General features: G+C 70.5%; 19 protein-coding genes. 8 read left to right on the top strand and 11 right to left on the bottom strand.

Features of this window, described 5'->3' with window-relative positions; translation table 11 throughout:
* Window positions 1-32 precede the first annotated feature (32 nt).
* Window positions 33-2,813 (top strand): AfsR/SARP family transcriptional regulator, encoded by a 2,781-nt coding sequence (locus JNO44_RS37790; protein WP_205368519.1) that lies wholly within the window; start codon window positions 33-35, stop codon window positions 2,811-2,813.
* Between the two features lie 294 nt (window positions 2,814-3,107).
* On the opposite strand, the gene JNO44_RS37785 is transcribed toward JNO44_RS37790, so the two are convergent.
* Window positions 3,108-3,476: a hypothetical protein gene (locus JNO44_RS37785; protein ID WP_205368518.1), complete on the bottom strand. Its 369-nt coding sequence runs from the start codon at window positions 3,474-3,476 to the stop codon at window positions 3,108-3,110.
* Between the two features lie 608 nt (window positions 3,477-4,084).
* On the opposite strand from JNO44_RS37785, the gene JNO44_RS37780 reads away from it, so the two are divergent.
* The 4 genes from JNO44_RS37780 (at window position 4,085) to JNO44_RS37765 (ending at window position 8,412) form a co-directional block, all read left to right on the top strand.
* Window positions 4,085-5,164, top strand: a complete 1,080-nt coding sequence (locus tag JNO44_RS37780; RefSeq protein WP_205371242.1) for an AAA family ATPase — start codon at window positions 4,085-4,087, stop codon at window positions 5,162-5,164.
* A 121-nt stretch (window positions 5,165-5,285) separates the two neighbouring features.
* Window positions 5,286-7,106, top strand: coding sequence for a VWA domain-containing protein (locus JNO44_RS37775; RefSeq protein ID WP_205368517.1), 1,821 nt, complete (start codon window positions 5,286-5,288; stop codon window positions 7,104-7,106).
* A gap of 10 nt (window positions 7,107-7,116) precedes the next feature.
* Entirely contained in the window at window positions 7,117-7,905 is a 789-nt protein-coding gene (locus JNO44_RS44680; protein ID WP_338058597.1) for a DUF317 domain-containing protein, read from the top strand.
* A gap of 162 nt (window positions 7,906-8,067) precedes the next feature.
* Window positions 8,068-8,412 (top strand): hypothetical protein, encoded by a 345-nt coding sequence (locus tag JNO44_RS37765; RefSeq protein ID WP_205368515.1) that lies wholly within the window; start codon window positions 8,068-8,070, stop codon window positions 8,410-8,412.
* A gap of 96 nt (window positions 8,413-8,508) precedes the next feature.
* On the opposite strand, the gene JNO44_RS37760 is transcribed toward JNO44_RS37765, so the two are convergent.
* From JNO44_RS37760 to JNO44_RS37715, 10 genes are all read right to left on the bottom strand, one after another.
* Window positions 8,509-9,477: a helix-turn-helix domain-containing protein gene (locus JNO44_RS37760; protein ID WP_205368514.1), complete on the bottom strand. Its 969-nt coding sequence runs from the start codon at window positions 9,475-9,477 to the stop codon at window positions 8,509-8,511.
* A 345-nt stretch (window positions 9,478-9,822) separates the two neighbouring features.
* Entirely contained in the window at window positions 9,823-10,698 is an 876-nt protein-coding gene (locus JNO44_RS37755) for an extensin (protein WP_205368513.1), read from the bottom strand.
* A gap of 3 nt (window positions 10,699-10,701) precedes the next feature.
* A complete protein-coding gene (locus JNO44_RS37750; RefSeq protein WP_205368512.1) occupies window positions 10,702-11,637 on the bottom strand; it encodes a C40 family peptidase in 936 nt (311 codons plus the stop codon).
* Entirely contained in the window at window positions 11,634-12,626 is a 993-nt protein-coding gene (locus tag JNO44_RS37745) for a replication-relaxation family protein (protein WP_205368511.1), read from the bottom strand. Before JNO44_RS37745 ends, JNO44_RS37750 begins: the two co-directional genes overlap by 4 nt.
* Window positions 12,627-12,662: 36 nt before the next feature.
* A complete protein-coding gene (locus tag JNO44_RS37740; RefSeq protein ID WP_420882718.1) occupies window positions 12,663-15,077 on the bottom strand; it encodes a type IV secretory system conjugative DNA transfer family protein in 2,415 nt (804 codons plus the stop codon).
* The gene (locus JNO44_RS37735; RefSeq protein WP_240167843.1) at window positions 15,065-16,927 is read right to left on the bottom strand and encodes a VirB4 family type IV secretion system protein; all 1,863 of its coding nucleotides are present in this window, start codon (window positions 16,925-16,927) and stop codon (window positions 15,065-15,067) included. Before JNO44_RS37735 ends, JNO44_RS37740 begins: the two co-directional genes overlap by 13 nt.
* The gene (locus JNO44_RS37730; RefSeq protein ID WP_205368508.1) at window positions 16,927-17,874 is read right to left on the bottom strand and encodes a PrgI family protein; all 948 of its coding nucleotides are present in this window, start codon (window positions 17,872-17,874) and stop codon (window positions 16,927-16,929) included. The genes JNO44_RS37735 and JNO44_RS37730 overlap by 1 nt, the downstream gene beginning before the upstream one ends.
* A gap of 4 nt (window positions 17,875-17,878) precedes the next feature.
* Window positions 17,879-19,549 carry a TrbL/VirB6 family protein gene (locus tag JNO44_RS37725; protein WP_205368507.1) on the bottom strand — a complete coding sequence of 557 codons (1,671 nt, stop codon included), beginning with the start codon at window positions 19,547-19,549 and terminating at the stop codon, window positions 17,879-17,881.
* A gap of 329 nt (window positions 19,550-19,878) precedes the next feature.
* On the bottom strand, window positions 19,879-20,259 hold the full coding sequence (locus tag JNO44_RS37720; protein WP_205371230.1) for a pilin: 381 nt from the start codon (window positions 20,257-20,259) through the stop codon (window positions 19,879-19,881).
* Between the two features lie 346 nt (window positions 20,260-20,605).
* Window positions 20,606-21,427, bottom strand: a complete 822-nt coding sequence (locus JNO44_RS37715) for a hypothetical protein (protein WP_205368506.1) — start codon at window positions 21,425-21,427, stop codon at window positions 20,606-20,608.
* 1,148 nt (window positions 21,428-22,575) lie between these two features.
* On the opposite strand from JNO44_RS37715, the gene JNO44_RS37710 reads away from it, so the two are divergent.
* The 3 genes from JNO44_RS37710 to JNO44_RS37700 are packed head-to-tail and all read left to right on the top strand — an operon-like array spanning window position 22,576 to window position 24,372.
* Complete coding sequence (locus tag JNO44_RS37710; RefSeq protein WP_205368505.1) at window positions 22,576-23,232, top strand: hypothetical protein; 657 nt, start codon at window positions 22,576-22,578, stop codon at window positions 23,230-23,232.
* Between the two features lie 16 nt (window positions 23,233-23,248).
* Complete coding sequence (locus JNO44_RS37705; RefSeq protein ID WP_240167842.1) at window positions 23,249-24,169, top strand: TRM11 family SAM-dependent methyltransferase; 921 nt, start codon at window positions 23,249-23,251, stop codon at window positions 24,167-24,169.
* Window positions 24,166-24,372, top strand: a complete 207-nt coding sequence (locus JNO44_RS37700; protein WP_205368504.1) for a hypothetical protein — start codon at window positions 24,166-24,168, stop codon at window positions 24,370-24,372. The genes JNO44_RS37705 and JNO44_RS37700 overlap by 4 nt, the downstream gene beginning before the upstream one ends.
* Window positions 24,373-24,400 lie beyond the last annotated feature (28 nt).

The following is a 24,400-nucleotide window of genomic DNA, read 5'->3' as shown; positions in this document are numbered from 1 at the left end:
TCACCACATCCGCCGCGGAGGGCGCACCGGCCATGACCCATCGCACCGCACTACGCGAGCGCCTGACCGCGGCCGTCACGGCCCTGGGCACCTTTGCCGTCACGCTCACCCTGCTGGTCGGAATGCCCTACGTGCTCTGGCAGGCCGCCGGCTTCCCCTGGCCCGACCGTGTCCACTCCTGGCATGAGGTGGGCGAACGGCTTGCTCAGCCGGTCAGCGATCCTCTGGTCATCGATCTGCTGGCGGTGGTGGGCTGGGGGTGCTGGGCCGCTTTCGCCTTCACCGTGATCCGCGAGATCTGCTGGTACACCGTGCACTTCCCACAGCTGCTGCACGACCGGCGGGCTCACCACGAGCATGTCGCCGCCTTGTCGCTCAAGGGCTCGCTGGCCGCGCTGTGTATCGGCACCCTCGTTGTAGCCGTGCTCAGTCTCTGGCGCCCTACGCAGGCCGCCGCACAGCAGCCCTCCACGGCGAACACGGCGTCGCAACGGCTCGTCGCGACGGCCCCGCTCTCCCCGTCGATCGAGGGACCAGCCCCGGCCGTGGAGAAGTCTCTTCCGGGGGCTCCTGGGCCGCATGTTGGCGCCGAGGTGGTGCGGCACGTCGAGTACACGGTGGCCGAAGGCGACACCTTGTGGGACATCGCCGAGGCGCACTTGGGCGATGCCCTCAAATGGCCCCGCATCTACGCACTCAACAAAGACCGCCTGCAACACGATGGTGCCCGGCTCCACGATCCGGACCTGCTCCAGTCCGGCTGGCGACTGGCCATCCCCGCCACCGATCACACCCCCACTTCGCCGGCAACCCTCCCGATTCCCGCCCGCCCGACACCGCATACCGAACCATCATCATCTTCCACGCCGACTGCCGCTGCGCCGCCGGCACCCGACGGGAAACCTGTGGCCGATCAGCAGGCCGCCAGCGATCAGCACACCGTGGAGGAGCGCCCTGCCACCACACCGAAGCACAATGCCGTCGCTTCGGACCGGAGTGCTGAAGTGAAGCGGGGACCGGCAGCGGTCGGCTTCGGCGAGGCAAGCCTGATCGGCATCACCGCAGCCGCCGGGCTCCTGGTCGTACGCCGCTACTGGTACCTGCACCAGCGGCGCCGACGTGATCCGGAGGCAGCCGTACCGGCTCTGAGCCCGCTGGTCGACAAGGCCGCACAGGCTGCCCACGCGACAACGCAATCTGCTTGCCGACGTGATCCGGACTCCTTGATCGTCCGCCGCACTGCTCCCCAACAACCCCGCAACGCGGACACGGTGACCATCGGGATGCGCGACAACGCCGAGGTGCCGCTCGACGTCCTGGCGACGGCCGGTGGCTGCACCTGGACGGGACCGGGCGCCGAGGATGCCGCTCGCGCCCTGCTGACGGGCGTCCTCACCGCCGCCGAACGCCAACGCCCTGGCCCTGCCCACCTCAAAGCCGTCGTCCCGCAAGACCTTGTCGACTGCCTTCTGCCTGGACTGCCACCGCAGTTCACCGCCTTGACCCAGGCCGCCAATACCGCGCAGGCAGTTCGCATGGCCGAGCAGCACCTGGTCGCCCACGCTCACGCAGATCACGACCGCGACACGTCGCCAGTCGAGTCGGCGGCAGACAACGGTGCCGACGAGGCCGGTCCCGGCTCGCTGATCCTCGTCGTCACACCCGACGCCGCTCACGCCGGGCAGATCCAAGCCGTGGCGGCCCGCAGCCGCCCCGGCGTCCTGGCGGTCCTCGCCCTCGGCACCCCACTGCCCGGCGCAGAACAATGGCGCATCGCCACGGACGGCACCACCACCAAGCCCAACTCGAAACCCCAACATCCAGGCCAGCTGGAGCTGTTCCGCCTCACGCCCGAAGCCGGCCGGGACATGACCGAGGTCCTCCTCGGCGCCCACGGCCAGCGCCCCCACCTGCGCGTCCTGCCCAACCAACAGCCACCCTCACGGCAAAGCCAGCCACAACCCTCCTCCGCCGAAGAGCCAGAGCCCGAACCGGGCTCTGTCCCGGACCCGCAGCCCACTTCCACGTCCCGGTGCCAGCAGACCAAGCCCGTCCGCCTCCACGTCCTGGGCCCCGTCACGCTCTACGCCCAAGGCCACAAAGAACCCGTCGGCACCAACCTGCGCCCCGAAGTCCACGAATTCCTCGCCCTGCTCGCCGCCCACCCCACCGGCCTCCTGGCCTGCGATATCGCCGACAAACTCCACCTCGAACCCGGCACCGAGCACAACGCACTGAAAAACCTCCGCCGCGCCGTACGCCGCACCCTGCGCACCACCACCGAAATCACCGGACAGGAATTCATCCTGCGCCAAGGAGAACTCCACAAACTCCACCCGGACCTCGTAGAAACCGACCTTGAGGATTTCACCCGCATCCTCAAAAAAGCCTTCTCGGCCACCGCGGAGCCCGGCTGCGACACCTTGGCCGTCGTGCGCGAGGCTTTGAGCCACTACCACGGCCCCTTCGCACAAGGCGCCGACCATCTGTGGGCCGACACAGTCCGCGAACACCTCACCACCCAGGCCACCGACGCCGCCCTCCGCCTGGCCCACCAAGCCGAACACACCACCGCCGACCCGCAGCAACGGGATGCCGCCCTGACGCTCCTGGAACACCTCGGAGCGCTCCACCCCGACCACGAGCGGCTAGCCCAACACGCTATCCGGCTGTACCAGGCCGCCGGCCGCCACGACGCCGCCCGCCATACCTACACCCGCCTCGAACGCCACCTCGCCGATCTCGGCCTCGAACCCGACCCCGCCACCCAAGCCCTCATCGCACCTCGGACTCCCACGCGCCAAATGGGGTGAAATCGCAGCTCAACGTGCCTGCGAGCCACCTCGCCGCGGCCCAAAAGGCCCGTTGGCGTTCCCCCCGTCGTTCCGGGGGCCGATCCCCCCGTCGTTCCCGTGTACGCGCTTGGATACGACACCCTCACCCGCCCCGTAACCGCGGGCCAGAGGGCCAGCGAGCCACCCGTGGGCGAGGGCGACTGTATTTCTGTGCAGCAAAGCATCCCGATCTACCTGTGACCAGCGCCCGGCCCACCGGCCCCGCATACATGCTGGCGCCCGCCTCTGCGCTCTCGCTTCCTCCCACCTCAATCAAGTCCCTTCTCCTTCCCTGGCCGGCGAACCGGACAGCTTCGGGTCCATAGAGGCGCGGCGGCGCCCAGGCGTAGCCGAGGGTGCCGCCGCGCCGGGGGCCGCGCCGGGGGCCGCGCCGGGGGCCGCGCCGGGGGCCGCGCCGGGGGCCGCGCCGGGGGCCGCGCCGGGGGCCGCGCCGGGGGCCGCGCCGGGGGCCGCGCCGGGGGCCGCGCCGGGGGCCGCGCCGGGGGCCGCGCCGGGGGCCGCGCCGGGGGCCGCGCCGGGGGCCGCGCCGGGGGCCGCGCCGGGGGCCGCGCCGGGGGCCGCGCCGGGGGCCGCGCCGGGGGCCGCGCCGGGGGCCGCGCCGGGGGCCGCGCATGCAGGCACCTGGGAAACGGTCGTCAATTCCACGAACCACGACGCCTTGCGTCGTACGCCCGGAAATTCCCCTGAATTCCCGTCGTGAATTCGCGAGAAGTCCAGCATTATCAAGCCAAATCCGGCTTCAGCTGGAATGTGGATCGAGCTATATTTGAATTGTTCCCGGGAAATGGGAACGGGAAATCCTGCCAATTCTCTCGCGGAGGATATCCGCGCAGGGGTGAAGTGCGGCCAAAAATAATTCCGGCCACCGCCGCCTGAAGGCCGCCGTACACCGCCCCCACCTACGCCTGAAAAGACGGAGCTGACCCATGCATCCCTCGGACGACAACGCCCCCGTAATCCCCCGCATCCCCCGGCCCAGACAGCCGATCGAGCCGTTGCCCCAGCCGCCCCGCTCGCCCCGGCCCCGTGTGCCGCGCCAGGCGCCGCCCGCCGACAAGTAGCCGACCCGCCACCTTCCGGCACCACGAACGGAGCCGCCCATGAGCACCCAGCCCCCACCAGCGTCCCAGCCCCAGTCCCAACCTCAGATTCAGGCACCGCCCACACCAGCGGCTCCAGCCTCCCTGGCTGTGTCGTCGAAGGCGCGACCGGGTGAGTTGCGGGCCCGGGTGGCGAAGATCCTGGCGGACCACGCCGGTTCGATGTTCAGCGTCACCGAGCTGGCGAAGACGCTGGGACATTCGGGAGGCGCGGTCGGCAACGCCTGCGACACCCTCGTATGCCGGGGCGAGGCGGCACGAGTCGGCGAGAAACCCCGTATGTACCGAGCCACTCCGCAGACCGCTGCTGCCGCCCAGGCCACCCCGACAAACCCACCCAGTCCGACTCCGGCCGTGCCCGCACCACGGCCAACCGCCCAACCGCCCAAGGTCGCACCGCCGCCGGGCGGGAAACCGCAGCCCATCACCCGCCCGAACGGACAGCAGTACCACCCCCGCGCACTGGCACAACTCCCGGACGTCGAAGCCCTGCGCAAGCTGCGGGAGGCGGGGGTTGCAGTGTTGTTGTACGGGCCGCCGGGGACGGGGAAGACCTCGTTGATCGAGGCCGCATTCCCGGACCTGATCACGGTGGCCGGGGACGGGGACACCACGGTCGGCGACCTTGTCGGCGAATACACCCAGGACTCAAGCGGTGGCTACGAGTTCATCTACGGACCGCTGGTCACCGCGATGCAAGAAGGACGCCCACTGCTCCTGGACGACGCGACGCTGATCTCCCCGAAGGTGCTGGCCGCCCTGTATCCGGCGATGGACGGGCGACGCCAGATTCAGGTCAAGGCGCACAAGGGCGAGACGATCAGCGCCGCCGACGGCTTCTACGTGATCGCCGGTCACAACCCGGGCGTGCACGGGGCAATGCTGACCGAGGCCCTCGCGTCGCGATTCAGTGTGCAGATCCAGGTCGGTTCGGACTACGACCTGGCCGCCTCGCTGAAGATCAACCGCACGGCGGTCCGCATCGCCCGCCACCTCGCCACCGGTCAGCAGGCAGGCGAGGTCGGCTGGGCACCGCAGCTACGAGAGTTGATCGCCTTCCAGAAGATCGCCGATGTCCTGGGCACCGAGGCCGCCTTCGCCAACCTGGTTGGCATCGCGCCCCTGGAAGACCGCGATGTGGTCGCCGAGATCGTCACCAAAGCCCTCGGCCGCCCCGTCACCGCCCTGGCTCTCGGCCGCCAACTTTGACACGCCCCGGCCCGGTGCACCGCCGGGCCGGGCCCACAGGCGCACAGGCCCACCTCCCGGCCACCCCAGACACCACCACCGCACACCCCGTACGTCACGTACACGAAGGGAACACCCAGTCATGGCTGCCCAGTTGCACAACCACGTCCCACCGGCCCCTCCCGCCCTGTCCGAGGCCGAATGGGCCGCCGCACGCTGGGAGGACGATGGCGGCAACCTCACCGAAACCCGCCCCACCGCACAGCGTGCCCACTGGCTGCGCATCGCCGCCGCCCTCAGCACCCGGCTGCCGGAACTGACCGGGCGTGAGGACATCCTGGTCACCTGCGAACACGGCACTCGCTCCGGCGCACCGGCCGCCTTCTACCCCACCACCGCCCAGCTGGAGATCGACACCGCCCTCTTCGCGCCCCTGCACCCGGCCACCATCCGCCCCGCCTGGCCCGGCGACGAAGACCGTTACCCCGCTGCATGGGGCGCCTTCGTCCACGAAGCCGCACACGCCGCGCACAGCCGCTGGTACGCCCCGCCACCGCTGCGCGGCACCGCCCTGGAAGCGGCGGGGCACATCCTGGAGGAATCCCGCGCCGAGTGCGCACACCTGCGCCGCCGCCCCGGTGACCGCCGCTACGTGCGGGCCACCGTCCGCACCCTGGTCCTGGACGACTTCACCGGCGCTGCCCTCGCCGACCGGTGGCAGGCGGCCCTCGCGGCGGGGCTGGTTCTCGCCCGCCGGGATGCCGGAGTCCTCGATCCGGACGAAACCGAAACCCTGGAGAACACCCTCACCGGCATCCTCGGCCCCGACCTCCTTCACACCCTCGCCGCCATCTGGACGGCAGCCCACACCACCGGCGACGAGGACGGCGCGGCGATGATGGAGCACGCCCGAGCCTGGTGCGAGGCGCTCGGCACGGACGCCACCGGCACGCCACCACCCTCGAACCCCACAGATGCTCGTTCCGGTGAACTGGCGGAAGCCGTAGGCAAGGTTGTTAGCCAGGTTCAGGCGAACGAGGCCGCCCAGGTCGCCGCCGAAGCACGGGGCGCCGCCGCCCGGGCAGCCCGCGCACAGGCCAAGGCCGACCAGGCCGCACGCGCGCGGCAGGCCGCAAAGACGGCCGAGAAGGTCTTCGCCTCCAACGCACGCCCCTTCACCCCCGGCGACCCCGGCAAGGGCCGCAAACGCTCACCGGTCACCGGCGCCCGGCCCCCGGCGGCGGGTGAGAAGGCGGCCGCCGGACGGCTGGCGAGAGCATTGCGGGCCGCCGCCTACCGGGAACGGACCACCACTGTCACCGCATCCGCTGCCCCGCCCGGACGCCTCAACATGCGCCAAGCTCTGGCCCGGGATGCGCAACGCGCAGCTGGCGCTACCCCCATCGCAACCCCCTGGATCCGCACAGTCCATCGCCCCACTCCCACCCCGCCCCTGCGGGTCGGGATCGCCGTCGACGTGTCGGGATCAATGCACAGCGCCACCGCCCCGATCGCTTCCGCCGCGTGGATCCTGGCCAAGGCCACCGCACTGACCGACCCCGACTCCCGCAGCGCCACCGTCGCCTACGACCGGTCCGTCACCGCCATCACCGCCCCCGGCCGCACCCCCAAGGCCGTCACGCAGTTCAGCGCCAAGGGCCGGGGGCACTGCCTCGCCGAGGCCACCGACGCCCTCACCGCCGCCCTCGACCTCACCCAACCTGGTGCGGGCCGCCTGCTGGTCATCGCCTCCGACGGCTACTACAACCCCGACGAAGCCGCCAGCGCCGCCACCCGCCTCACCGCTCTCCGGAATGCAGGATGCGCGGTGCTCTGGCTCACCTTCGCCCCCAACCCCCGGCCTCTGCCCGGCGCCACCGTGGTGGAACTGACCGATCCGGCCCAGGCCGCCACCGCCATTGCCAAGGCTGCTACCGCCGCTCTGGCCACCGCCAACACGTGACCTGACCGCTGTGCCGCCCCGGCACTCCTCCGGGGCGGCACCCGCTACTGGCTGCCGGTCCGGGCCGTACCCGGGCCCCGGACACATCAACTCGTTGGGGCCTGGTACCGACTCCACGCCCGTGATCACGATAGAGAGGCGCGTTCGTGGTGAAACCTCACCGACGTACACCTACTGCTCCGCAACACCGCATGGGCCCGGACGCCACGGGTGCCGAAACCTCGTCCAAGCCCTGAGCGTTCACGGCTGGCGTTGCCAAACTCTGGGAGGCAGCCTCGTACTGAGCCATCGTGAGCCTGGCGGGTTGCTGGAAGCCCTCCACACCCCCGAAAGCACCCCTCGCCAACACCGCAGGACACTCACAACCCGTTGGGAACTCACCGCTCGCCCCGGCCCGGGCGAACCTGCGGCATGGACGCTGCGCTTCAGCTCCCAAGCCCCGCCCCGACTTCCCATCGCGGTCGCCACCGCCTTGATCACTGCCGACGGCGCCCCGGGCACGGACAGGTGTCCGCACTACCTGCTGGCTGCTGGGCAGCCCGAGCAGGCCATCGCCCCGTTGGTGGACGCCGGGTGGTTTTGTGACCCCGTCGAACACGACGCCTGGTACGCGCCCGACGGACACGCGGTTGTTCTCGCCCCGCGCCCCGATGAGCTCGGCCACGGAGCAGTGAACTGGCTGTTCGCTGCCCACCGCGCGCCCGAGAACACCCCACTCTGGCGTGCCACCGCCCACCCCCGAACGCCCACCCACGTCATCCGCGCCCTATCCGCCGAGATCGCGATCCCACCCTCGTGACCTGCGGGGAGAACTCCTCGAGGCCACTGGATCCGCCCCACCAGTCACCCTCGCCTGCCCACGGCCCGCTCAGGAGCCTTGCTGCCACCGCGGACGGCTCATCCCACACGCGCACCGGACAGGCCCGAACCGCCAACCCTCGCCACCAAGGAGGAACTCATCATGGAGTCCGCCCGAGATCACGTCGTTCACCAGCTACTGACCGAAGTCATGGACCGCCTCACAGTGCGCCCCGACAGCGTCTGCCGGCCCCTTCATGAACTGCTCGCACAGTCCGCCGTCGACCTCTACGACCGCAACCTGCTCGGTGACCAACCACTCTCGCTGGGCAGCGTTGTCGACGAGGCCGCCGCATGTCTGCTGAACCTGGCCAACCCCCAGCGCGCGACACTGCGCTACGACGAGGACCTCCTCAGCCGGCTCAGCGGACTTGACCGTCTTCCACGGACCGAGCGCATCTGTCTGCTGGACGCCGCCGTCCGTCGCACCGCCCCGGCAGCCACATAGCCGTTGCGTGACGTCGCACGACCATCAACGCAGCCAACGTGGCTGGGCGCGCCCCGCATGGTGTGCGGGGCGCGCCCAGCCCGATTTGGTGGCCGGTTACGGGGTGGTGTCCGGTGTGGTGGGTCGGGCGAGTCGGAAGGTGCGGGGCTGGTCGGTGACCTGTTCTGCGATGCCGAGTCCGACCAGCTTGGTGAGGGCGTTGGCGATGGCACCGGAGGACTTCTCGATGACCCTGCTGATCCGGGTGGCGGTAAACGCCTCGTCGGGGTACGCCTGAAGGTGATCGATGACCATCTGCCGCAGCGCTCCGGGCACGAGCCGCCCGTTCATGGGCGATGCCGGTACGGCCGGTGTTGTCTGCGGCTCGGTGGCGTGTTTCGCGCCGGTAGTCGTGGTGTCGCCCTCGCCATGAGCGTTGCGTTCGTCGTTCTGGTCACCGTCACCCTCGTCGCCGCTGTTCTCGGTGTCCTGCGGCGGCTCGGTCTGTCGAGTGCTGGGTTCCTGTCCGATGGCCGGAGCCGTCTCCTCTGGTTCGGTGGCCGGGGAGGGGGCCGGTGCCTCGTCTGCCGAGTCGCCCTGCGAGGTGCCGGGCTCGCCGTCGGTGGTGGGGGGTGCGTTGTCCGGTTCCGGTGTTGTTGCGGTGGCCGAGGGGTTCTCCTCGTGTGTGTTGCCCGCGTCTTCGGTGGTGCTGTCAGCGTGCTTGGCGGGATCGTCGGGTGTGGTTCCGGACTGGGGCTGCGTGGCGGTGTCGTCCGGCTCTGAGGTGTTGGTGGGTGCGGGTGTGGGGGTTGCGGGGTACCAGAGGTCGGGCATGCGGCGGGGGCCATCGTGCCCGCCGGGGGTGCGGGCGGCGAGACCATGCTTTTCCAATGAGGTCAGCCATCGGCCCGCGGTGGAGTGGCCGACGCTTGCGGCGCGGGCGAGTTCGGAGACCGTGACCGGTTCGGTCAGGCCCATCAGCTCGGTGTAGACGGTGGCGGCTGCGCCGGTCAGGCCGAGCGGTACGGCCATGGGTTCGGTAGTGGGGGTGGGCTGCGGTGTGGGTGTGGTGTTGGTGTCGGTCATGTGGGGCCTCGTCCTGTGAGTGGGTGGTGCGTGGTTGAGGTCCCCGGCCGGGGGCGGTCCGCGTGGCGGTCCGCGGTGTTCGCTGGCGCGTGCGCAGCGCGTTGATCCGGGCGAACGTGGTCGTAACGAGGGCGAGTTCACGGTTGTGGAACCCGCGGTCGTCGTCGGCCACGACCATGGACGCTCGAACCGTGGGGGAAGTCAAGCGGCGGATTCCGCGGCATCGTCCCTGGTCGGGGTGGGGGGTAGCGGATCGAATCCGGGGCTATGGCTCGGAGGGGCGGTCCCGGTGGGCGGGTGGGCGGTGAGCCGGTCGGTGCCGGGGCGGGGAGGGGGCGGTCGGGGTCATCCGATCGGGGGTGGGTGGTTGGTGTGCCGGGTTTGGAGTTGGTTGTGGAGTCGGCGGGCGCGTTTGGAGCCGACGCCGAGTTCGTTGCGTAGGCGCCAAGCGTTGACCGGTTTGCCGGTGGTGGCGCGGCTGGCGTCGTCGAGGGCGAGGGCGTGCGGCCATAGGTCGGCGTCTGCCGCCCCGGTTCCGACCGGTGGGCGGTTGGGGGGCGGGGGCTGGCCGTTGGGGGTGTTGTCGCCGGTGTCGGGCCCGGCTGGGTGCCCGTCTGCGGCGGCGGGGATGTCGACGGCCTCGCTCGGACAACTATCGGATTCGTTGAGCGGTCTGGACGTGTCCGGCTGGGGGGCGGTCGGTGGGCGGGCGGCCGGGGCGGTGGGGGCGGTGGTCGGTCGGGGGACGGGAGCGTTGGGCGGTTGTGGGGAGGTGAGGTGGTCGAGGAGGTCGGTGATGGTGCGGCGGTAGGCGGCGATGGTTTCGGTCAGGGCGATGAGGAGGAGGGCTGGGGTGAGGTGGAGGAGGACGGCTGCGGGGTCGGCGTGGTGGGGCCAGCCGATCTGCCCGTCAGGCCAGAGGCTTTCCCACGTGTTCATCAGCGCGGCGGTGGAGCCGGCGCTCCAGCGCAGGGTGGTGGACCAGGCCGGTGGGGTGATGCCCCAGGCGGCCAGGCGCGCGTCGACGTAGAGGACACCGGCCAGCGCCGTGCCGATCATCGGATCGAGGAGGACGGCGATCGGCAGGGGAACGTCGCGACTGGTGGCGAATCGGGTGACGTTGACCGTGGTGAAGGCCAGTGCCAGGACTCCGACGACGCACAGGACGCGGGTCATGGAGCGCAGGAGGCGAACGGCTTCGCGGGCGGCGATCTGTCTCACCGGTCACCGCCCCTTTGTGTGCGTCGCGGGCCTGGTTGCTCCTTGGAAGGCACGGGTGTTGGTGTGTGCGGGCCCTTGGCGGACGCCGGCTCCGGGGTGCGGGGCATCGATCGCTTCTCCACCGCCGGTGTAGAGCTTTACGTGGGTGATGTGGTGAGGGTTGGCGCCGAAGAACAGCAGGTCGCCTGGTGCGAGTTGCGTTCCCTTCGGGAGATAGGGACCGGCGTCGTATTGAGCTTGTGCGACGCGGGGCAGGTGGATGTTCGCGGCTTCGTAGGCGGTCTGGGTGAGGCCGGAGCAGTCGAAGCCTCCGTCGGAGGGGCCATTGCCACCCCATACGTACGGGGTGCCGAGCTGGGCGCGGGCGAAGGCAACCGCCTTGGCAGCAGCTCCGGTTGCCAGGGGTGTGGCAGCCGTATATCTGCGGGCGGTGGTGAGGACCGCGCTGACGTAGGTGTGGGAGTGGTTGTAGGCGAAGACGGCGGCCTGGAGGTCTTTGCCGTTCTTCGCGCCGTTGGCGCACAGTAGTCGTGCGGCGGCGTAGACGGCGTCGGCCGGGTCCCAGGGGGTGGGTGGCTGTTTGCCTCCGGGCGGTACGGGGTGCGCGTACGCCTGGAACGTGGCCGGCAAGAATTGCATCGGTCCGACGGCGCCTGCGGTCGAGACCATGGTGGGGTGGCGGGCGTGATCGGTCTCGACCTTGCCGATCGCGGCCAGGAGGGACCAGGACAGGCCGGGGCAGGCGAGGGCGGCGCGCTGGTAGAGGGCGAGCATGCGGGACGGAATGTCGTTCAGAGCGTGCCCGCTCGGGGCGGCTGACACGCTGCTGTCTGTGGAGAGGCCGCCGAACACTGCGGCGATGGTCAGGGCGGCGAGCAGCGGCAGAGCCACGACGGTGCACCCGATGCCGGTCGCCGCTTTCGTCAGCAGGGAACTCACGATTGGGCCTGGGGAACGGCGGGTGGCAGCGGGGAGATGGGGAGGGTGAGTGCGTTGTCGGCGGCGGTGGGTTCCAGGCCGGAGGCAGGGCTGAGGCCGGGCCATTGGTTCGCGAGATCAGTGAGGGTGAGGCGGCGGGCGCCTGGCTGGAGGGGAGTCCACCAAGGTCCCCAGGGGCGCACTGTGGTGAAGTCGGCGGATGAGGTCGCCACGTGCAGGTTCAGTTCGCGGGCGGACTGGGCCAGGCGGTTGCGGAGGGCTTGGTCCCGGGACTGGGTGCGGGTGTGGATCAGCAGTGCAGGGTGGGTGTTGGTGGCGGTGACGAAGGCGGCATAGCCGGTGAGTTTGGCTTCGACGCGGGCGAGGGGTTGGCTGCCGGTGTCGTATTCGAGAAAGAACGGCAGGAGGCGGTCGCCGTCGTGCCAGTGGGCGTAGGCGTCGGGGCGGATCAGATCGCTCCAGCGCCGGGCCGCGGAGCGTTCGGACAGCCAGACGGGAAGTCCAGTGTCGGGGGTGGTGCGGGTGTGGGCGGCGAGGTGGGTGAGGAGGTCGTTGACGCCGAGGTCGTGGCCGAGGGAGGGGGAGTAGGCGATGCGGCCGGTGTGGGTGGGACGCCAGCCGAGGGCGGCGGTGTCGAGTCCGGCGTGTGCGGCCAGCAGGGCGGCTCCGGCAGGACCGAGGGTGTAGTGCTCGGGGGCGGAGCCGGTGGCGGTCAGGGGGCGGAAGGAGTCCAGGATGGCGTGCTGGTGGAGGGCGCGCAGGCGGCGTTGGGCGGAGCGCAGTGAGGTGTAGGCGAGGCGGGCGATTTGGTGGGTGGTCAGGACGCGGTGTTCGTGGAGCATCTGGACCAGCCAGAGGTCTCGGTTGGTGAGGATGTGGGAGAGGGCCGCGATGTTGGTGTGGTGGTGGTTCGGGCGGCGGCGGGTGGTGGCGGCGCGGGCGGTGTAGCGGGAGCCGGGGCCGGAGGTGGGGCGTGGGAGTGCGGGCATGGCAAGTCACCACCAAGGCTTCGTGTTTCGGTTTGGTCAGGGGCGGGTGGCGGGACGGGGTCCGTTGCGGCCGTCGGCGGCTGCGCGGAGGTCTGCGGCTCGGCCGGGGACCGGGGGCGGTAGGGGGCGGGTGGTGAGGGTGAAGGCGGCCGATTCCGCGCCAATGGTGAGGAGGTGGGCGGCGGCTTGGTAGGGGCCGAGGTGGGCGAGGTCGTGGGCGGCCAGCGCGGGGAGGGTGTGGCGTTCCAGGGCGTTTGCGTCTTCGGGGGAGGCGTTGAAGAAGACTTTGTTGCGGGCGTTGGCGGAGATGCCTTCACGCAGGTCACGTGGGAGTTGGGCGAGGTGCTGGTGGGCCAGGAGCATGGACAGGCGGTAGCCGCGGGCCTCGGCGAGCATGTCCTCCAGTGGATACGGGAGGGTGAGGAAGTTGTGTGCTTCATCGACGTTCAAGGTGGCGTCGATCCGCTGGTGCTCGGGCATACGGGCGCGGGCTGCGGCGGCTTGCCAGGCGCCGGCGACGATGAAGGAGCCGAGCAGGCGGACGGTCTCCTCACCGAGGGCGCCTTTGGGGAGGCGGGCCAGCAGGATGCCGCCGTTGAGAACCTCGGTGAGGTCGAAGGTGGAGGGGCCGGCGGCAATCGCGCGGCGGGCGAAGTCGCGCAGCAGGAAGGCGCGCAGCTTGTTCATCACGGGGCCGACGACGGCGGCGCGGGAGGGTTCGGACATCGACTCGTACCAGGCCCAGAAACCCCGTAGGACCGGGTCTTTGAGGGTGGGGATGATGCGCAGGCGGTAGGCGGATTCGCCCAGGAGGCGGGGGATGTCGGCGAGGGTGACCAGTTGGCCTGTGTGGTTGCGGTGTTTGAGGAGGGTCAGGCAGGCGGCGCGCATGAGGTCGTCGGTGCGCGGTCCCCAGAAGGCGGTGAAGATCCGGCGGAAGATGCCGGTGATGTTGTCGACGACGACGTCGATGTCGGTGCCGTCCAGGACGTTCAGGCACGGCGGTCTGTGGGGGGCGTCGGGGTCGATGAGGACCAGGCGGTCGGCGCAGGTGTCGGGCAGGCGGTCCAATAGGTCGGTGACCAGGTCGCCTTTGGGGTCGATGACGATGACTCCGCGGTGATGGTGTACGTCGTCGAGGACGAGGTTGGCGATGAGGGTGGATTTGCCGGAGCCTGTTGCGCCCATGACGTGGAGGTGGTGGCGGGCGTCGGCGACGGCGAGACCTACGCTTCGGCGGGCGCCGGTGTCCGAGCGGCCCAGCGGCTTGACCCCCTTGCCGGGTGCGGGTTCGGGGATTTGCGGTGGTGGGAGGACGGAGCGGGCGCCGGCCCGTTGCAGGCCGGGGGCGTCGGCATCGGAGGGGAGGTGGGCGAGGGCGGCCAGTTCCGGCACCGACAGCAGTGCGGAGCGGGAAGAGGGGAACTGCCGGGCGGCGAGGTGAGATTCGGGGTGCCGGAGGCGGGTGCGGGTGAGGTAGTTGCGGTCGGCGAACAGACCGAAGGCGGACGCCAGTGCATGAGCCCGCCCCCGCGCCACATCACCGGCCCGATCCTGCTTGACGGCGCAGGTGGCGGCGTAGGTAAGGGCGCATTGCCACTGGGGGCCGGAGAGTTTCGCCGCCGACTGACGCACGACCAAGCCGTGTTCCGGGTCCTGCTTGCCGGTGGCAGAGGGCTGGGGGCGGTGGAGAAGGAGCGCCGCGAGGGCGGGCAAGCGGGCTGGGGTATGGCCGGCCTTGAGGCGTCGGGCCTGGCGGCGGGCGCGGCGCAGTGCGCTGCCGGTGGCTGGCCGGGCCAGGACCTGTACGCAGGCAGTCTCTCCTTCGGTCATCCCGGTGGCGGCTTGTAGCAGTGGGCGGAGGGGGTCGGTGGGGTGGTCAGTGCGTAGCGGCAGGACGTCGGGGCGGGCCGATCGCAGGCGGCCGGCAGTGAGGGGGTGACCTGGCGGGAGGAGGGGGGTGGGTTCGGTGACGCGGGTGTGGGCGCCCGGCCAAGCGGCCTCGACTGCACGGCGGACGAGGCCCAGTGGAATGGTGCCGGGGACCCATAGGCGGATGCGCAGTCCGGTGTGGGACCAGGTGTATTCGAAGGCCAGGTGGGGCTGCCCGGTGGTGATGCGACGCCACCACGGGCGAAGGAGGCCCGACAGCTGGGCCCACAGGACTTCGCCGCCCTTGGGGGCGACGTGGGGCGGCGCGAGGATGTCCACGCAGCGAGCGCCCTCGGTCAGGCGGCACTGACGCCACCGATGCAGGCGGTGGCGCAGTACGTAGCCGCCGGCCACGGCGACCGCGGCGCAGGGGGCAAGGAGCGGCGTCTGCGTCCCGAGCCAGGCGATGAATTCGCGGCTTGTGCATGACCAGAAGCCGCTGGGATCGGTGAGGAAGTCCACCAGCGGTCCGCCCGGCTGGTTCAGGGGCGTCAATGTAAATGTCGTCACGGGGCCCACTCCCCGCCCTCGCTGCCAAGCGTCTCATCGTTGAAGCAGCCATTGGCCTGGGGAGCGTCATCGTGGTTCTGGGCGGCGAGATCGCCAGGGTCAGTGGTGATCACCTCGTGTTCGCCGGGAGCCGCGACGCTGATCAGGGCAACCTTGTGGCGCCGGTCGCCGGTCAGGAGCAGGGCTTCGCCACGGCCGGCTGAGAGGAGGAACTCCCGCTCGCCGTGGCAGAGATGGAAGTTCTCGCTGATCACCTCGATGGCTTGTGGGGCTTGGCGGAGCAGGGTCTGGGTGGCGGCGTTGGAGACGATGGCGCGGCCCAGCGGGGAGGCGAGGACGTCGTCGGCATCCTGGGTGACCACCGCCAGGCCCGTCCAGTACTTGCGGGCGGCCTTGGCCATGCGGAACAGGAAGCGGGCGCCGGCCTCGTCGCGCATGAGCAGCCATGCCTCGTCCACCACGACCAGGTGGCGGCCGGCGCCCGGGCGGGAGGTGACCTGCCGCCAGATGGCGTCCAAGGCCAGCAGCATCGCCGGGGTCTTGACCTCGTCCGGGAGTCGGCGCAGGGCGAAGACGATGAGGTGCCCGGTAGTGGAGACGGTGCTGGGGCCGTTGAACAGCTGGGCGTGCGAGCCGGTGGTGTACGGGGTCAGCCGGTCAGCGAGAGCGGTTGCGGTGTCGGTGTCGACCTCGGCCAGGGTGGTTGCCAGGTCGGCGAGCGTGGGCGGGGTGCGCTGCCAGGTGCGCGGGTCCGCGGTGATCCCGGTGCTCGTATATGCGGCAAGGATTGCCTTGTCCAGCACCGCCTTCTCGGCAGCGGACAGGTCGGTGCTCAGCAGGGCGGCGAGGAAGGTATGCAGGAACAGCACCCGCCGCGTCAGGACATCTTCGCCATCGGGTGTGGATGGTGGGAGGTCGAAGGGGTTGAGACGTACGCCGTCGGCGCCGAGGGCGACCACGCGTCCGCCGACGGTTTCGGCGAGGCGGACGTACTCGTCCTCCGGGTCAATCACCGACGCGGTGACGCCGGTGAACAGCAGCCGCAGCAACTCCAGTTTGGTCAGATAGGACTTGCCGGCGCCGGAGCGGGCCAGAGTGATGGAGTTGAAGTTCTCCTGCGCGAAGCGGTCCCACAGCACCGGCGCGCCGGAGACCACGTTCAGGCCGTACAACACCCCTGACTCTCCGCCCTCCGCGCTGGTGGGGAGAGGGAGGTCGGGGCTGGTGAGGGGGAAGCACGCGGCCAGGGCGGCGGTGTCGAACGTCCGGCGGATCTTGAGGGTGTCGAGGCCGAGCGGGAGGGTGGCCAGCCAGCCGGGCAGCGCCCGGTAGGTGGTCGGCGCCACCGTCATCAGCAGGGACTCGGCGATGGCTCGAACAGCGGCGGCCTGATCGGCGAGGGTTTCTTCATCCGGGGCGTGGACGGTGAGGTAGAGGGCGAGGTGGAAGAGTTTCCCTTCGCCGCGGGCGATGCGGTAGGCCAGCTCCGCGGCGTCCGCGGCTGCAGCCTCGACCTCGGGGTCGTCCAGGTGTCCCTTGGAGAAGCCGGTGCGGCGGCCGGATTCGAGGCGGGCGCGCTGCTTCTTCAGTCCGGCTGCGGCCACCGGGTTGGGGACGGGCTCGATGTGTAGGGCGATGTCGAGGTGGCCGGGGAAGTTCAGAAGCGGGGCGAGCCAGCCGGGGGTGACCTCGGCCGGGTAGCCGGTGACGACCAGCGTGGTAGCCAGGTGGGCACCGATGGCGAGGGCTCGGGCGTGGACCTCAAGGGACTCGGGGCCGGCCACGTCCAGCAGCGACCCGACGTCAGTCACCGGGGCTGAAGCGTGGGGACGACGTCGGCTCGGGAGAAGTCGTGGCATCACAGGTCACCTTCCGGTCGGCCATCGGGTGGTGCGGGGGTGTCGGGGTTGCAGGCCGCGCTCACCAGGTCGGTGGTCCGCCGGCTGTCCAGGGGCGTGACAGTGATCTCCGCTGGCGCGAGGGCGCGGGCGGCCTCCTCCAGGCGCTGCCGAGCCCGCCCCTCACCTCCGCTGCGCCGCACCTCGTGCGCCGCAGGGTCTTCGCGGGCGACGAGCAGGATCTGCCGGCCCAGGAGGTCTCGGTTCAATGAGAGGTCGGCGAGGAAGTCGGCGTGGTCGCGGGCGGCTCGTTCCAGCGCCGGGTGCGGCAGCGCGGCGGCATGATGCTGCAGGCGCTCGATGGCTGGGGAGAGGTCAAACTGGTGGCAGCGCACCAGCAGTTGCGTCGGGCCGGTCAGAGAGTTGAGCCACCGGGCGAACGCCGCGCTCAGACCCTGCTGCTCGGATGCCGAACGCAACTCGAAGTTGACCGTTGAGCACTCCGCGACGGCTGCCTTGCCTTCGTCTCCCAAATCGAGCACTCCACCTGTGGTGACACCGTCGCAGGGCATGCGCATCGCGGTGGGAGGCGGTCCCGCGCTCTGCAGCCAGCGGCTGGGAACGACGCCTGGGAGTGGTGGAACGCCTTCCGGAGCGTGCACACGGCGTTTGGGCGTACGGGCGTGCTGGGCGGCAGCGACGAGGAAGCGGTCGAGGCCGATGCCCTCCCGTCGGCCGAGGGCGAGAGTGGCCGCCGCCCCGGCGATCGGAATCACCAGAGCCGCGTAGGCAAGTGGGGTGATGAGAGGGCGGGTGGCCCACCAGCCGCCGTACAACACCACCGCCGTGACGGTGAGGATCGCGGACTGTCGGGCGGTGAAGGGGCCCAGGATCCGGTCCGGGCGGGAGATGTCAGCGGGGATCCGCGTGGCATACGGCGCAGCCGTCGGGTCGTCGGGTCCTGCCATGGGATTACCTCCGAGGTGGTTCGAGGGGCAGGCGTAGTTGCATGGGGCGCGGTGGGCGCAGGCGGACGCGTTCGGCGGGGACGGGGAGAGCCAGCTGCCGGGTCCGCGGCGGCAAAGCCGAGCTGATGGTCGGCGGCGTGGGGAGCCGGGGGCGGGAGGCCGGCGGAGAGGTGGGAGTGCGCTGGGCTCTGCTCGGCAGCCCCATCTGGGCGGGCCGGGACGGCCGTGTCGGGACGCGTTCGGCAGGGATGGGAAAGGTGAGTTGGCGTTGCCGACGAACCGGGACGGCGTGGGGCAGGGCGCGGGGGCCTCTTGAGCCGGGAGCGGTGGCGATGGTGGTGGTGCTTGGGCTGCGACGCCGGGACGCCTGACCGGCTGGCACCCTGGTCATGGGGCTGAGGGAACCGATGGCGGCGGGCGCGGTGCCCATCCGCCCGGTGGGGCCTGCCCGACGGGCTCCCTCCGCCGCAGGGGCATCAGGCCCGGCCCGGCCGTCAACAGGCCCACCGGACCTCGCGGTAGACGATCTGACAGCGGCGCGGCCTGGGGCTAGAGGTGCCTGGCCGCGGCCCCGCACGCCTCCTCCGCCACGTCCCGGGCCAGGACGAGAGGGGCGACTGCCTCCTCCACCGCCGCGCCCACCGCTGCCTCCCGGACCGCCACGCCCTGGCCGGAACCCGGTTCCCCCACTGCCCCCTGTGCCTCCGGGGCGACGTCGCAGCAGGCGCGTGGCGGGGAGGTAGTGGTCCATGAGCCGGTACATCGCCAGGTGCTTGAGCACCCGCACCCCAGCCGGCGCATGCGGCTGGTGAACCGGCGTCCCCCGCAGCACGACCTGCAGCGTCCAGCCCGGAATCTTGAACAGCACCCAGAACAAGCCCAGCCCGGCCAGCAACGTGCCCAACTGATCGGACTTCGGAATCCCCAACGTCGACGCCCCGGGCGCGAAGAACAGCTTGAGGGCAAGGACGAACGTCACCGACTGCGCGACCTGAATGACCAAGCAGCCGGCCAACGCCCGCCACCACAACCGAGCCACCGGATCGGTCACCGGATGCGCATGACACGCCAAGGCCAGCGGCGCGCCCACGGCCAGCAGGGCCATCACCGCGACCCGCACCATGAAACCGATCGACACGGCCAGCACCAGCGCGACCACCGCGATCGCCAGCAAGATCAGGTACAACTTCAGCCCGGCCGCACCGAAGAGCGCGAACGGCAGGACCCGTTCGACCATGCCCTGCCCAGCATCGGCCAGATCGGTAGCCATGATCGCGTGGGCGAGCGCGTTGGCCAGGCCGATCGCCTTCCCCATCACGGTCAACGAGGTGGTGGCCGCAACCATCCCCACCAGCAGCCGCGGCAGGATCTGTTTGAGGGCATAGCGGGACTGGACGGTCTCGTAGCCCATGACGGTGATGCCGCCCGCGGTCACGAACAGTACGTAGATCCCGGCGGTGATCCCCAGCATGGCGGTCCACAACCGTTTGATGTCGGCGTGCTGGGTGACGTCGGGGGTGGCCAGCAGGGTGTCGGCGAGGAACTCGCGGAGCGGCTTCATGACCTGCTCGATCAGCGTGCCGAGGAACGAGGTGATCGCGTTCACGATCAGGCCGGGGATGTCGGTCAGTGCGTCCCAGCCGGAGGAGGTGTCCTTGACGCACTCCTTGCCCATGGCCTCACAGGCCGGAGGCGTAGGCCCCGGAGCCGGCCCAGGGGACGGCGGCCGCGAAGGCTGCGAGGACGGGCGCCCCGGGGCCGGAGTCGGCCCTGGTTTTGGAGCGGGCGGGGGCGATGAGGGCTGCTTGGGATGCGGAGTGGCAGCGGGGCCGGGTGCAGGTTGAGGTTCAGGTTGGGGTGGATCGGGAGTTGCCGGCGCCCAAGGCACGGCAATCGCTTCAGGCGCCGCTTGGGCGAAGGCCGGCTGAGCAGACAACGGGCCCAGGGCGAGGAGAACGAGGCCGAAGAACATGGGCAGCGAGGGGAGGTAGCGTCTGCGGTGGGTCACTGCCCGCCTCCGCCGCCCGCACCGACGATGCCCTGCAGCACGGTCACCAGGGCCGGGGCCAGGACCGCCAGGGCGTAGCCGATGGCGGCGGCCTTCAAGGCCCGCTTGGCGGCTTCGACTTCGCCCGGATCACCCCCTGCCGCCAGGTAGCGCAGCCCGCCGAAGGTGAGGAACAGGGTGGCGAGCCCGGCGAGGATGCCGGTGATCCAGTTCCGCAGATTGTTGATCACAGTCGGGATGGTCGCGACCGCCCACCCCTGCGACCCATCCACCAACAGCACGACGAGCGCGACTGCGGTGGTGAAGCCGAACCGGGCCGCCCAGCGGCCCCCGTGGCGCAGCAGGCGTCGGCACGGCCGGCGGATCGTTGCGAACATCACGGACGCCTCCAACGGCAGCTGGGGAAACGGAAAAGCGCGAGACAGGTCGGCGGCGCAGGTCATACCGCCGTGTACGGTGCTGTGCGGTGGGGTGAGCACAGATCCCGCTGTCCGGGGCCGTCCTCCTTCAAGGAGCGGCGGGAACGGGGCTCGGGTGTCAGCACGAGACGGACGTGCTCACCCCACCGGCGGCAACAGACCCCGTCAGCAACCGTGACGGTGCCTGGCTGAGTGCCACCGCCACATCCATGGCGCGGATCCGACGGTGACGCTCACTTGTAAAAGAGACTCAGGGCAGCGAAATTGACATCCGCCGCTGGAAAAGTCTCCGAACAGCCGACAGTCACCGCTCGCGCGACTGGTGGCGCAGATACGCGGCCAGATGCTGCTCGGCCGCGGCGCGGTGACGGTAGAGCTGACGGCAACTCACCTCTCGCTCAGCGGCGAGGCGTTGCATCGGCTCACCCTCCAGACGCGTACGGGCGATCAGCTGCGCCTCGGCGATGGTCACCGCACGGGCCCTGACTGCGAGGGCAAGCACCGTGTACTCGTCCTCCGCCTCACCACTTCCGGCTTCACTCGCGAGGGCTGGTGATGCGGCCGGGTCACCACCTTGGCCAAGGCGGCTTGCGCTGGCCTCCTCCGGCCCGGTTTCCCGCTGGGCGCGGCGGCGTGCGGCGTACTCCAGGCGATGCACCGCCCGGTCGGCCGCAGCGAACAACGCCCACCCCACACCAGAGCCATCGGCGTCCACGGCGTACAGGGCGGTGGTCACCGCAGCGAGCGCCTCCTGCTCCAGCTCTGCACGCTCCAGGTGATCACAGCGCCCCAGGCGGGCCAGCATCCGGTGCAACACCGGCACGGTCATGCCCAGGGCCACCGTGTCCCACGGCGCACCGAGCTGTCGGGCGCGGCGGACCACTTCACGCCAGGCCCGCTCATGCAGCACCTTCGGCGTACCGGGGTGGGCAAGGCGAGTGCGGACCTGGTCGACGGGCAGCACGGACTGCTCCGGCTCCTCGCAGACCAGGTGCGCGGGCAGCATCAGCGGCTCGGCCGCCGTGGCGAGGGCAAGGAAGGACCCCTCCAGCGTCTGAAGCGGCGAAAGGCCGCCAGGACGAGGGCAAGCGGAGTGGCGACGGGAGGGACGGGAGAGGTGGTGCATCTGAGCTCCTGGTGGGAGTGGCGGACAACATCTGCCGCCACCCCTGTCACCACCCCGTGCCGCCAACGGACCACCCGCGCGCCACCCCCGCGCGACACCCGGACCAATGGTCCGGGCTGTGCGATACCCCGCAGCTAGCCCGCCCCGATGACCAGCACCGCGCCTGCACCTTCGCCACCCGGAATCGAACAAAAAGAAATTTCCAAGCCGTACCAGCCGAACCCCTGCACCCCCCGCGCTATGGCCCGGCACTGGCTCACCACTGGCTCGCTGCGCCACAGCCTCGGAATACTTGAACGGGCCAGGGACGAGCCGTAGCTGGCGCTTGAGGGTGCCACTCCGAGAGGAAGCCAGGAATCCCGCCACGGCACGTTGGCCCGATGCGCTGACGGCAGCGGATCGCCGTCATCAGCCGCGGCCGACGTCCCCGTGGAGACTCCGTGGGTGGTCCTCTGCGGGCACGACGGGAATCGGCTGCGTGGGGTGTGCTGACAGCAGTTCAGTTCATGGACGGCTTCGTCCGTCTTCGTGCAGCGTCCCCGCGTTCGCTGGCGGAGGAATGCTGGGGCGTTCCTGTGGCACGAGACCCGGCTCAACCCGGACGACCCGACCACTCAACCGAGTCCTCAGCCCTCAGGCTCGGAGGCTACGCGGCCGAGCCGTTCCAGCGGGCGGCCACCACCGAGCGCCTGCACGGAGCCTTCGACCAACTCGTCAGCCCGAGCTGGTGGATACCACGCGCCGATCGGGACACACCTTCCCCATCCGCTTCCCGCACTCAGACGCCCCGGACGACGCGGCTGGCGCATGGACGCCAGCTACACCTGAAGAGGAAGCGGGATAATTGCCGTTGCGCCATTTGATACCGAACAAAGAAAATTTTTCGTGCTGTCCCAACCCGGCTGTCGGGTGGCTGGAGGGGTGGCTCGGCACTGGCTCGCCGATGGCTCGGCACTGGCTCGTTGCGCATCTGAACTGGGCAAATGCCACCAGATGAACGGGTCGGGTCCATGACGGCACGGGCAGCCTGCTGCCGCAGCAGTGAATCGAACGTTCCTGCCGTGGATGACAATTCCGGCCGGTCGTTTCTCTTTACTTCATGTCAGCACCAGACGGATTCGATCCCACTTCCCGGGTGCCACTCACCGATGCGCACCACTTCGCCCCGCACCCCGCACACCACCCGGCCTCGCGCCCCCCGCCCCTTGCCGACCACCATCTGGCTCCCCGCCCCCGACGAACCACAGGCCGCCCCCACCCCCGGCACCGTCCTCCCCGACTGGGCCATCGAGCGAGTCCGGACCGTGTTCACCACCCGGGCCGATCAACGGCCCGCGCCCCTGCTGAAGATCTCCGTACGGGACACCGAGTCGGGTATGGACGCCCGTATCCCCGTCCTCACCTACACCGACGGCGCCCCCAGCAGACTGTCGCTGCTGCTGGCCGAACTCCACCCCGACGTTCTCCCGGACCCCACCAACGTTCCGGTATGCGGCGGTGTAAGGGAGATGCCTGGCGGGATGGAGGACGGCTGGCCCGGGTTCTTCCACCGCGCCCACCGCCTCCTGCCCGCCGACGGCCTGCTCCTGCTGGCCACTCGTCAGCGCCGAGACGAGGGCATTCTCACCGACCCGCTCGGCTCCCTCATCGCCTGCGCCCGCACCGCCGGCTTCCGGTACCTCCAGCACGTCATCGTCGCGCATGCCCACCCCGCCGACGACCGCCTCATCCCCACCCCACCCACCGATGCCAGCCCCGGGGTGGCCCACAGCGACCTGATCGCCCTGGCCGCCATCCACGCCTGAGCCAAGGAGATCTCTCATGACGCGCTCTTCCTCGGTGTGGAACACCGCCCCTACCTCCGCCCCCGCCCAGCGCAAAGGCCGCTACGTTGCCGGCTCGGCGGCGCACCCGGCCAAGATGCACCCCGGCATCGCTACGCACGCCATCCGCACGTACACCCGCCCCGGTGATCTGGTCCTGGACCCGATGTGCGGCATTGGCACCACCCTCGTTGAAGCCCTCCACCTCGGCCGCAACGCCCTCGGCGTCGAATACGAACCGCAGTGGGCAACCCTCGCCTCCCTCAACGCCCGCACCGCCGCACAAGAAAGCGGCACGGGCACCGGCATCGTCCGATGCGGCGACGCCCGACGCCTCACCAACCTCACCCCCGCCGCCATGCGCGGCGAGGTAGACCTCGTGGTCACCTCACCCCCATACGGACCGAGCGTCCATGGTCAGGTCCGCTCCTCCCGCGAGACCGGCGAACCCGGTGTCGTCAAGAAGGACTTCCGCTACGGACACGACCGCGCCAACCTCGCCCACGTCTCCACCGCACACCTCCTGGAAGCCTTCACCACGATCCTCGCCCAGTGCCGCACCATGCTCCGCCTCGGCGGCATGGCGGTCGTCACCACCCGCCCTTGGCGCGAACGCGGCGAACTCATCGACCTGCCCTCCGCCGTGCTGGCTGCTGGCAAAGCCGCCGGCCTCGTCCCCGCCGAACGCTGCGTCGCCCTCCTCGCCGGCATCCGCGACGGCCGCCTCGTCACCCGCCCCTCGTTCTTCCAGATGAAGAACGTCCGCGACGCCCGCCGCCAGGGCATCCCCCTCTCGGTGGTGCAACACGAGGACGTGCTCATCTTCACCAAACTCGGAAGCTCATCGACAGGGAAGGTCCGGCACCGACCGGAGCCAGACACTCACGGCCGCTACTGCGCCCGGAGGGAGGCTCGATGACACCCATGGCTCCCGAACCCTGTTACCGGGACGAGAACATGAGCAAGCCCGACGCCGTGCCCGAACCGGTGCGCGATCGGCTCTCGTATCCCGCCGCATTGGCGGCTTGTGGACTCGTCGGTGAGGCCCTCCTCGTGGACGTCGGCGAGGGCCACCGCAGCGTGGCTCTCTCGCGGCTGGCTGCCTCTCGGCAGCGGTGGTGAGCCGGCCATCCGAGGGCCGTGGCAGCAC

The sequence above is a fragment of the Streptomyces noursei genome, assembly GCF_016917755.1.
Lineage (GTDB): Bacteria > Actinomycetota > Actinomycetes > Streptomycetales > Streptomycetaceae > Streptomyces > Streptomyces yunnanensis.
This window is presented reverse-complemented; position numbering and strand designations above follow the sequence as displayed.

What these genes read in the sequence shown, in the direction of transcription:
- JNO44_RS37775 (WP_205368517.1), top strand. Translation starts at nt 5,286, where the DNA reads ATGGCTGCCCAGTTGCACAACCACGTCCCACCGGCCCCTCCCGCCCTG.
- JNO44_RS37760 (WP_205368514.1), bottom strand. Translation starts at nt 9,477, where the DNA reads ATGACCGACACCAACACCACACCCACACCGCAGCCCACCCCCACTACC.
- JNO44_RS37735 (WP_240167843.1), bottom strand. Translation starts at nt 16,927, where the DNA reads ATGCCACGACTTCTCCCGAGCCGACGTCGTCCCCACGCTTCAGCCCCG.
- JNO44_RS37705 (WP_240167842.1), top strand. Translation starts at nt 23,249, where the DNA reads ATGACGCGCTCTTCCTCGGTGTGGAACACCGCCCCTACCTCCGCCCCC.
- JNO44_RS37730 (WP_205368508.1), bottom strand. Translation starts at nt 17,874, where the DNA reads ATGGCAGGACCCGACGACCCGACGGCTGCGCCGTATGCCACGCGGATC.
- JNO44_RS37790 (WP_205368519.1), top strand. Translation starts at nt 33, where the DNA reads ATGACCCATCGCACCGCACTACGCGAGCGCCTGACCGCGGCCGTCACG.
- JNO44_RS37765 (WP_205368515.1), top strand. Translation starts at nt 8,068, where the DNA reads ATGGAGTCCGCCCGAGATCACGTCGTTCACCAGCTACTGACCGAAGTC.
- JNO44_RS37700 (WP_205368504.1), top strand. Translation starts at nt 24,166, where the DNA reads ATGACACCCATGGCTCCCGAACCCTGTTACCGGGACGAGAACATGAGC.
- JNO44_RS37710 (WP_205368505.1), top strand. Translation starts at nt 22,576, where the DNA reads ATGCGCACCACTTCGCCCCGCACCCCGCACACCACCCGGCCTCGCGCC.
- JNO44_RS37720 (WP_205371230.1), bottom strand. Translation starts at nt 20,259, where the DNA reads ATGTTCGCAACGATCCGCCGGCCGTGCCGACGCCTGCTGCGCCACGGG.
- JNO44_RS37715 (WP_205368506.1), bottom strand. Translation starts at nt 21,427, where the DNA reads ATGCACCACCTCTCCCGTCCCTCCCGTCGCCACTCCGCTTGCCCTCGT.
- JNO44_RS37725 (WP_205368507.1), bottom strand. Translation starts at nt 19,549, where the DNA reads ATGGGCAAGGAGTGCGTCAAGGACACCTCCTCCGGCTGGGACGCACTG.
- JNO44_RS37745 (WP_205368511.1), bottom strand. Translation starts at nt 12,626, where the DNA reads ATGCCCGCACTCCCACGCCCCACCTCCGGCCCCGGCTCCCGCTACACC.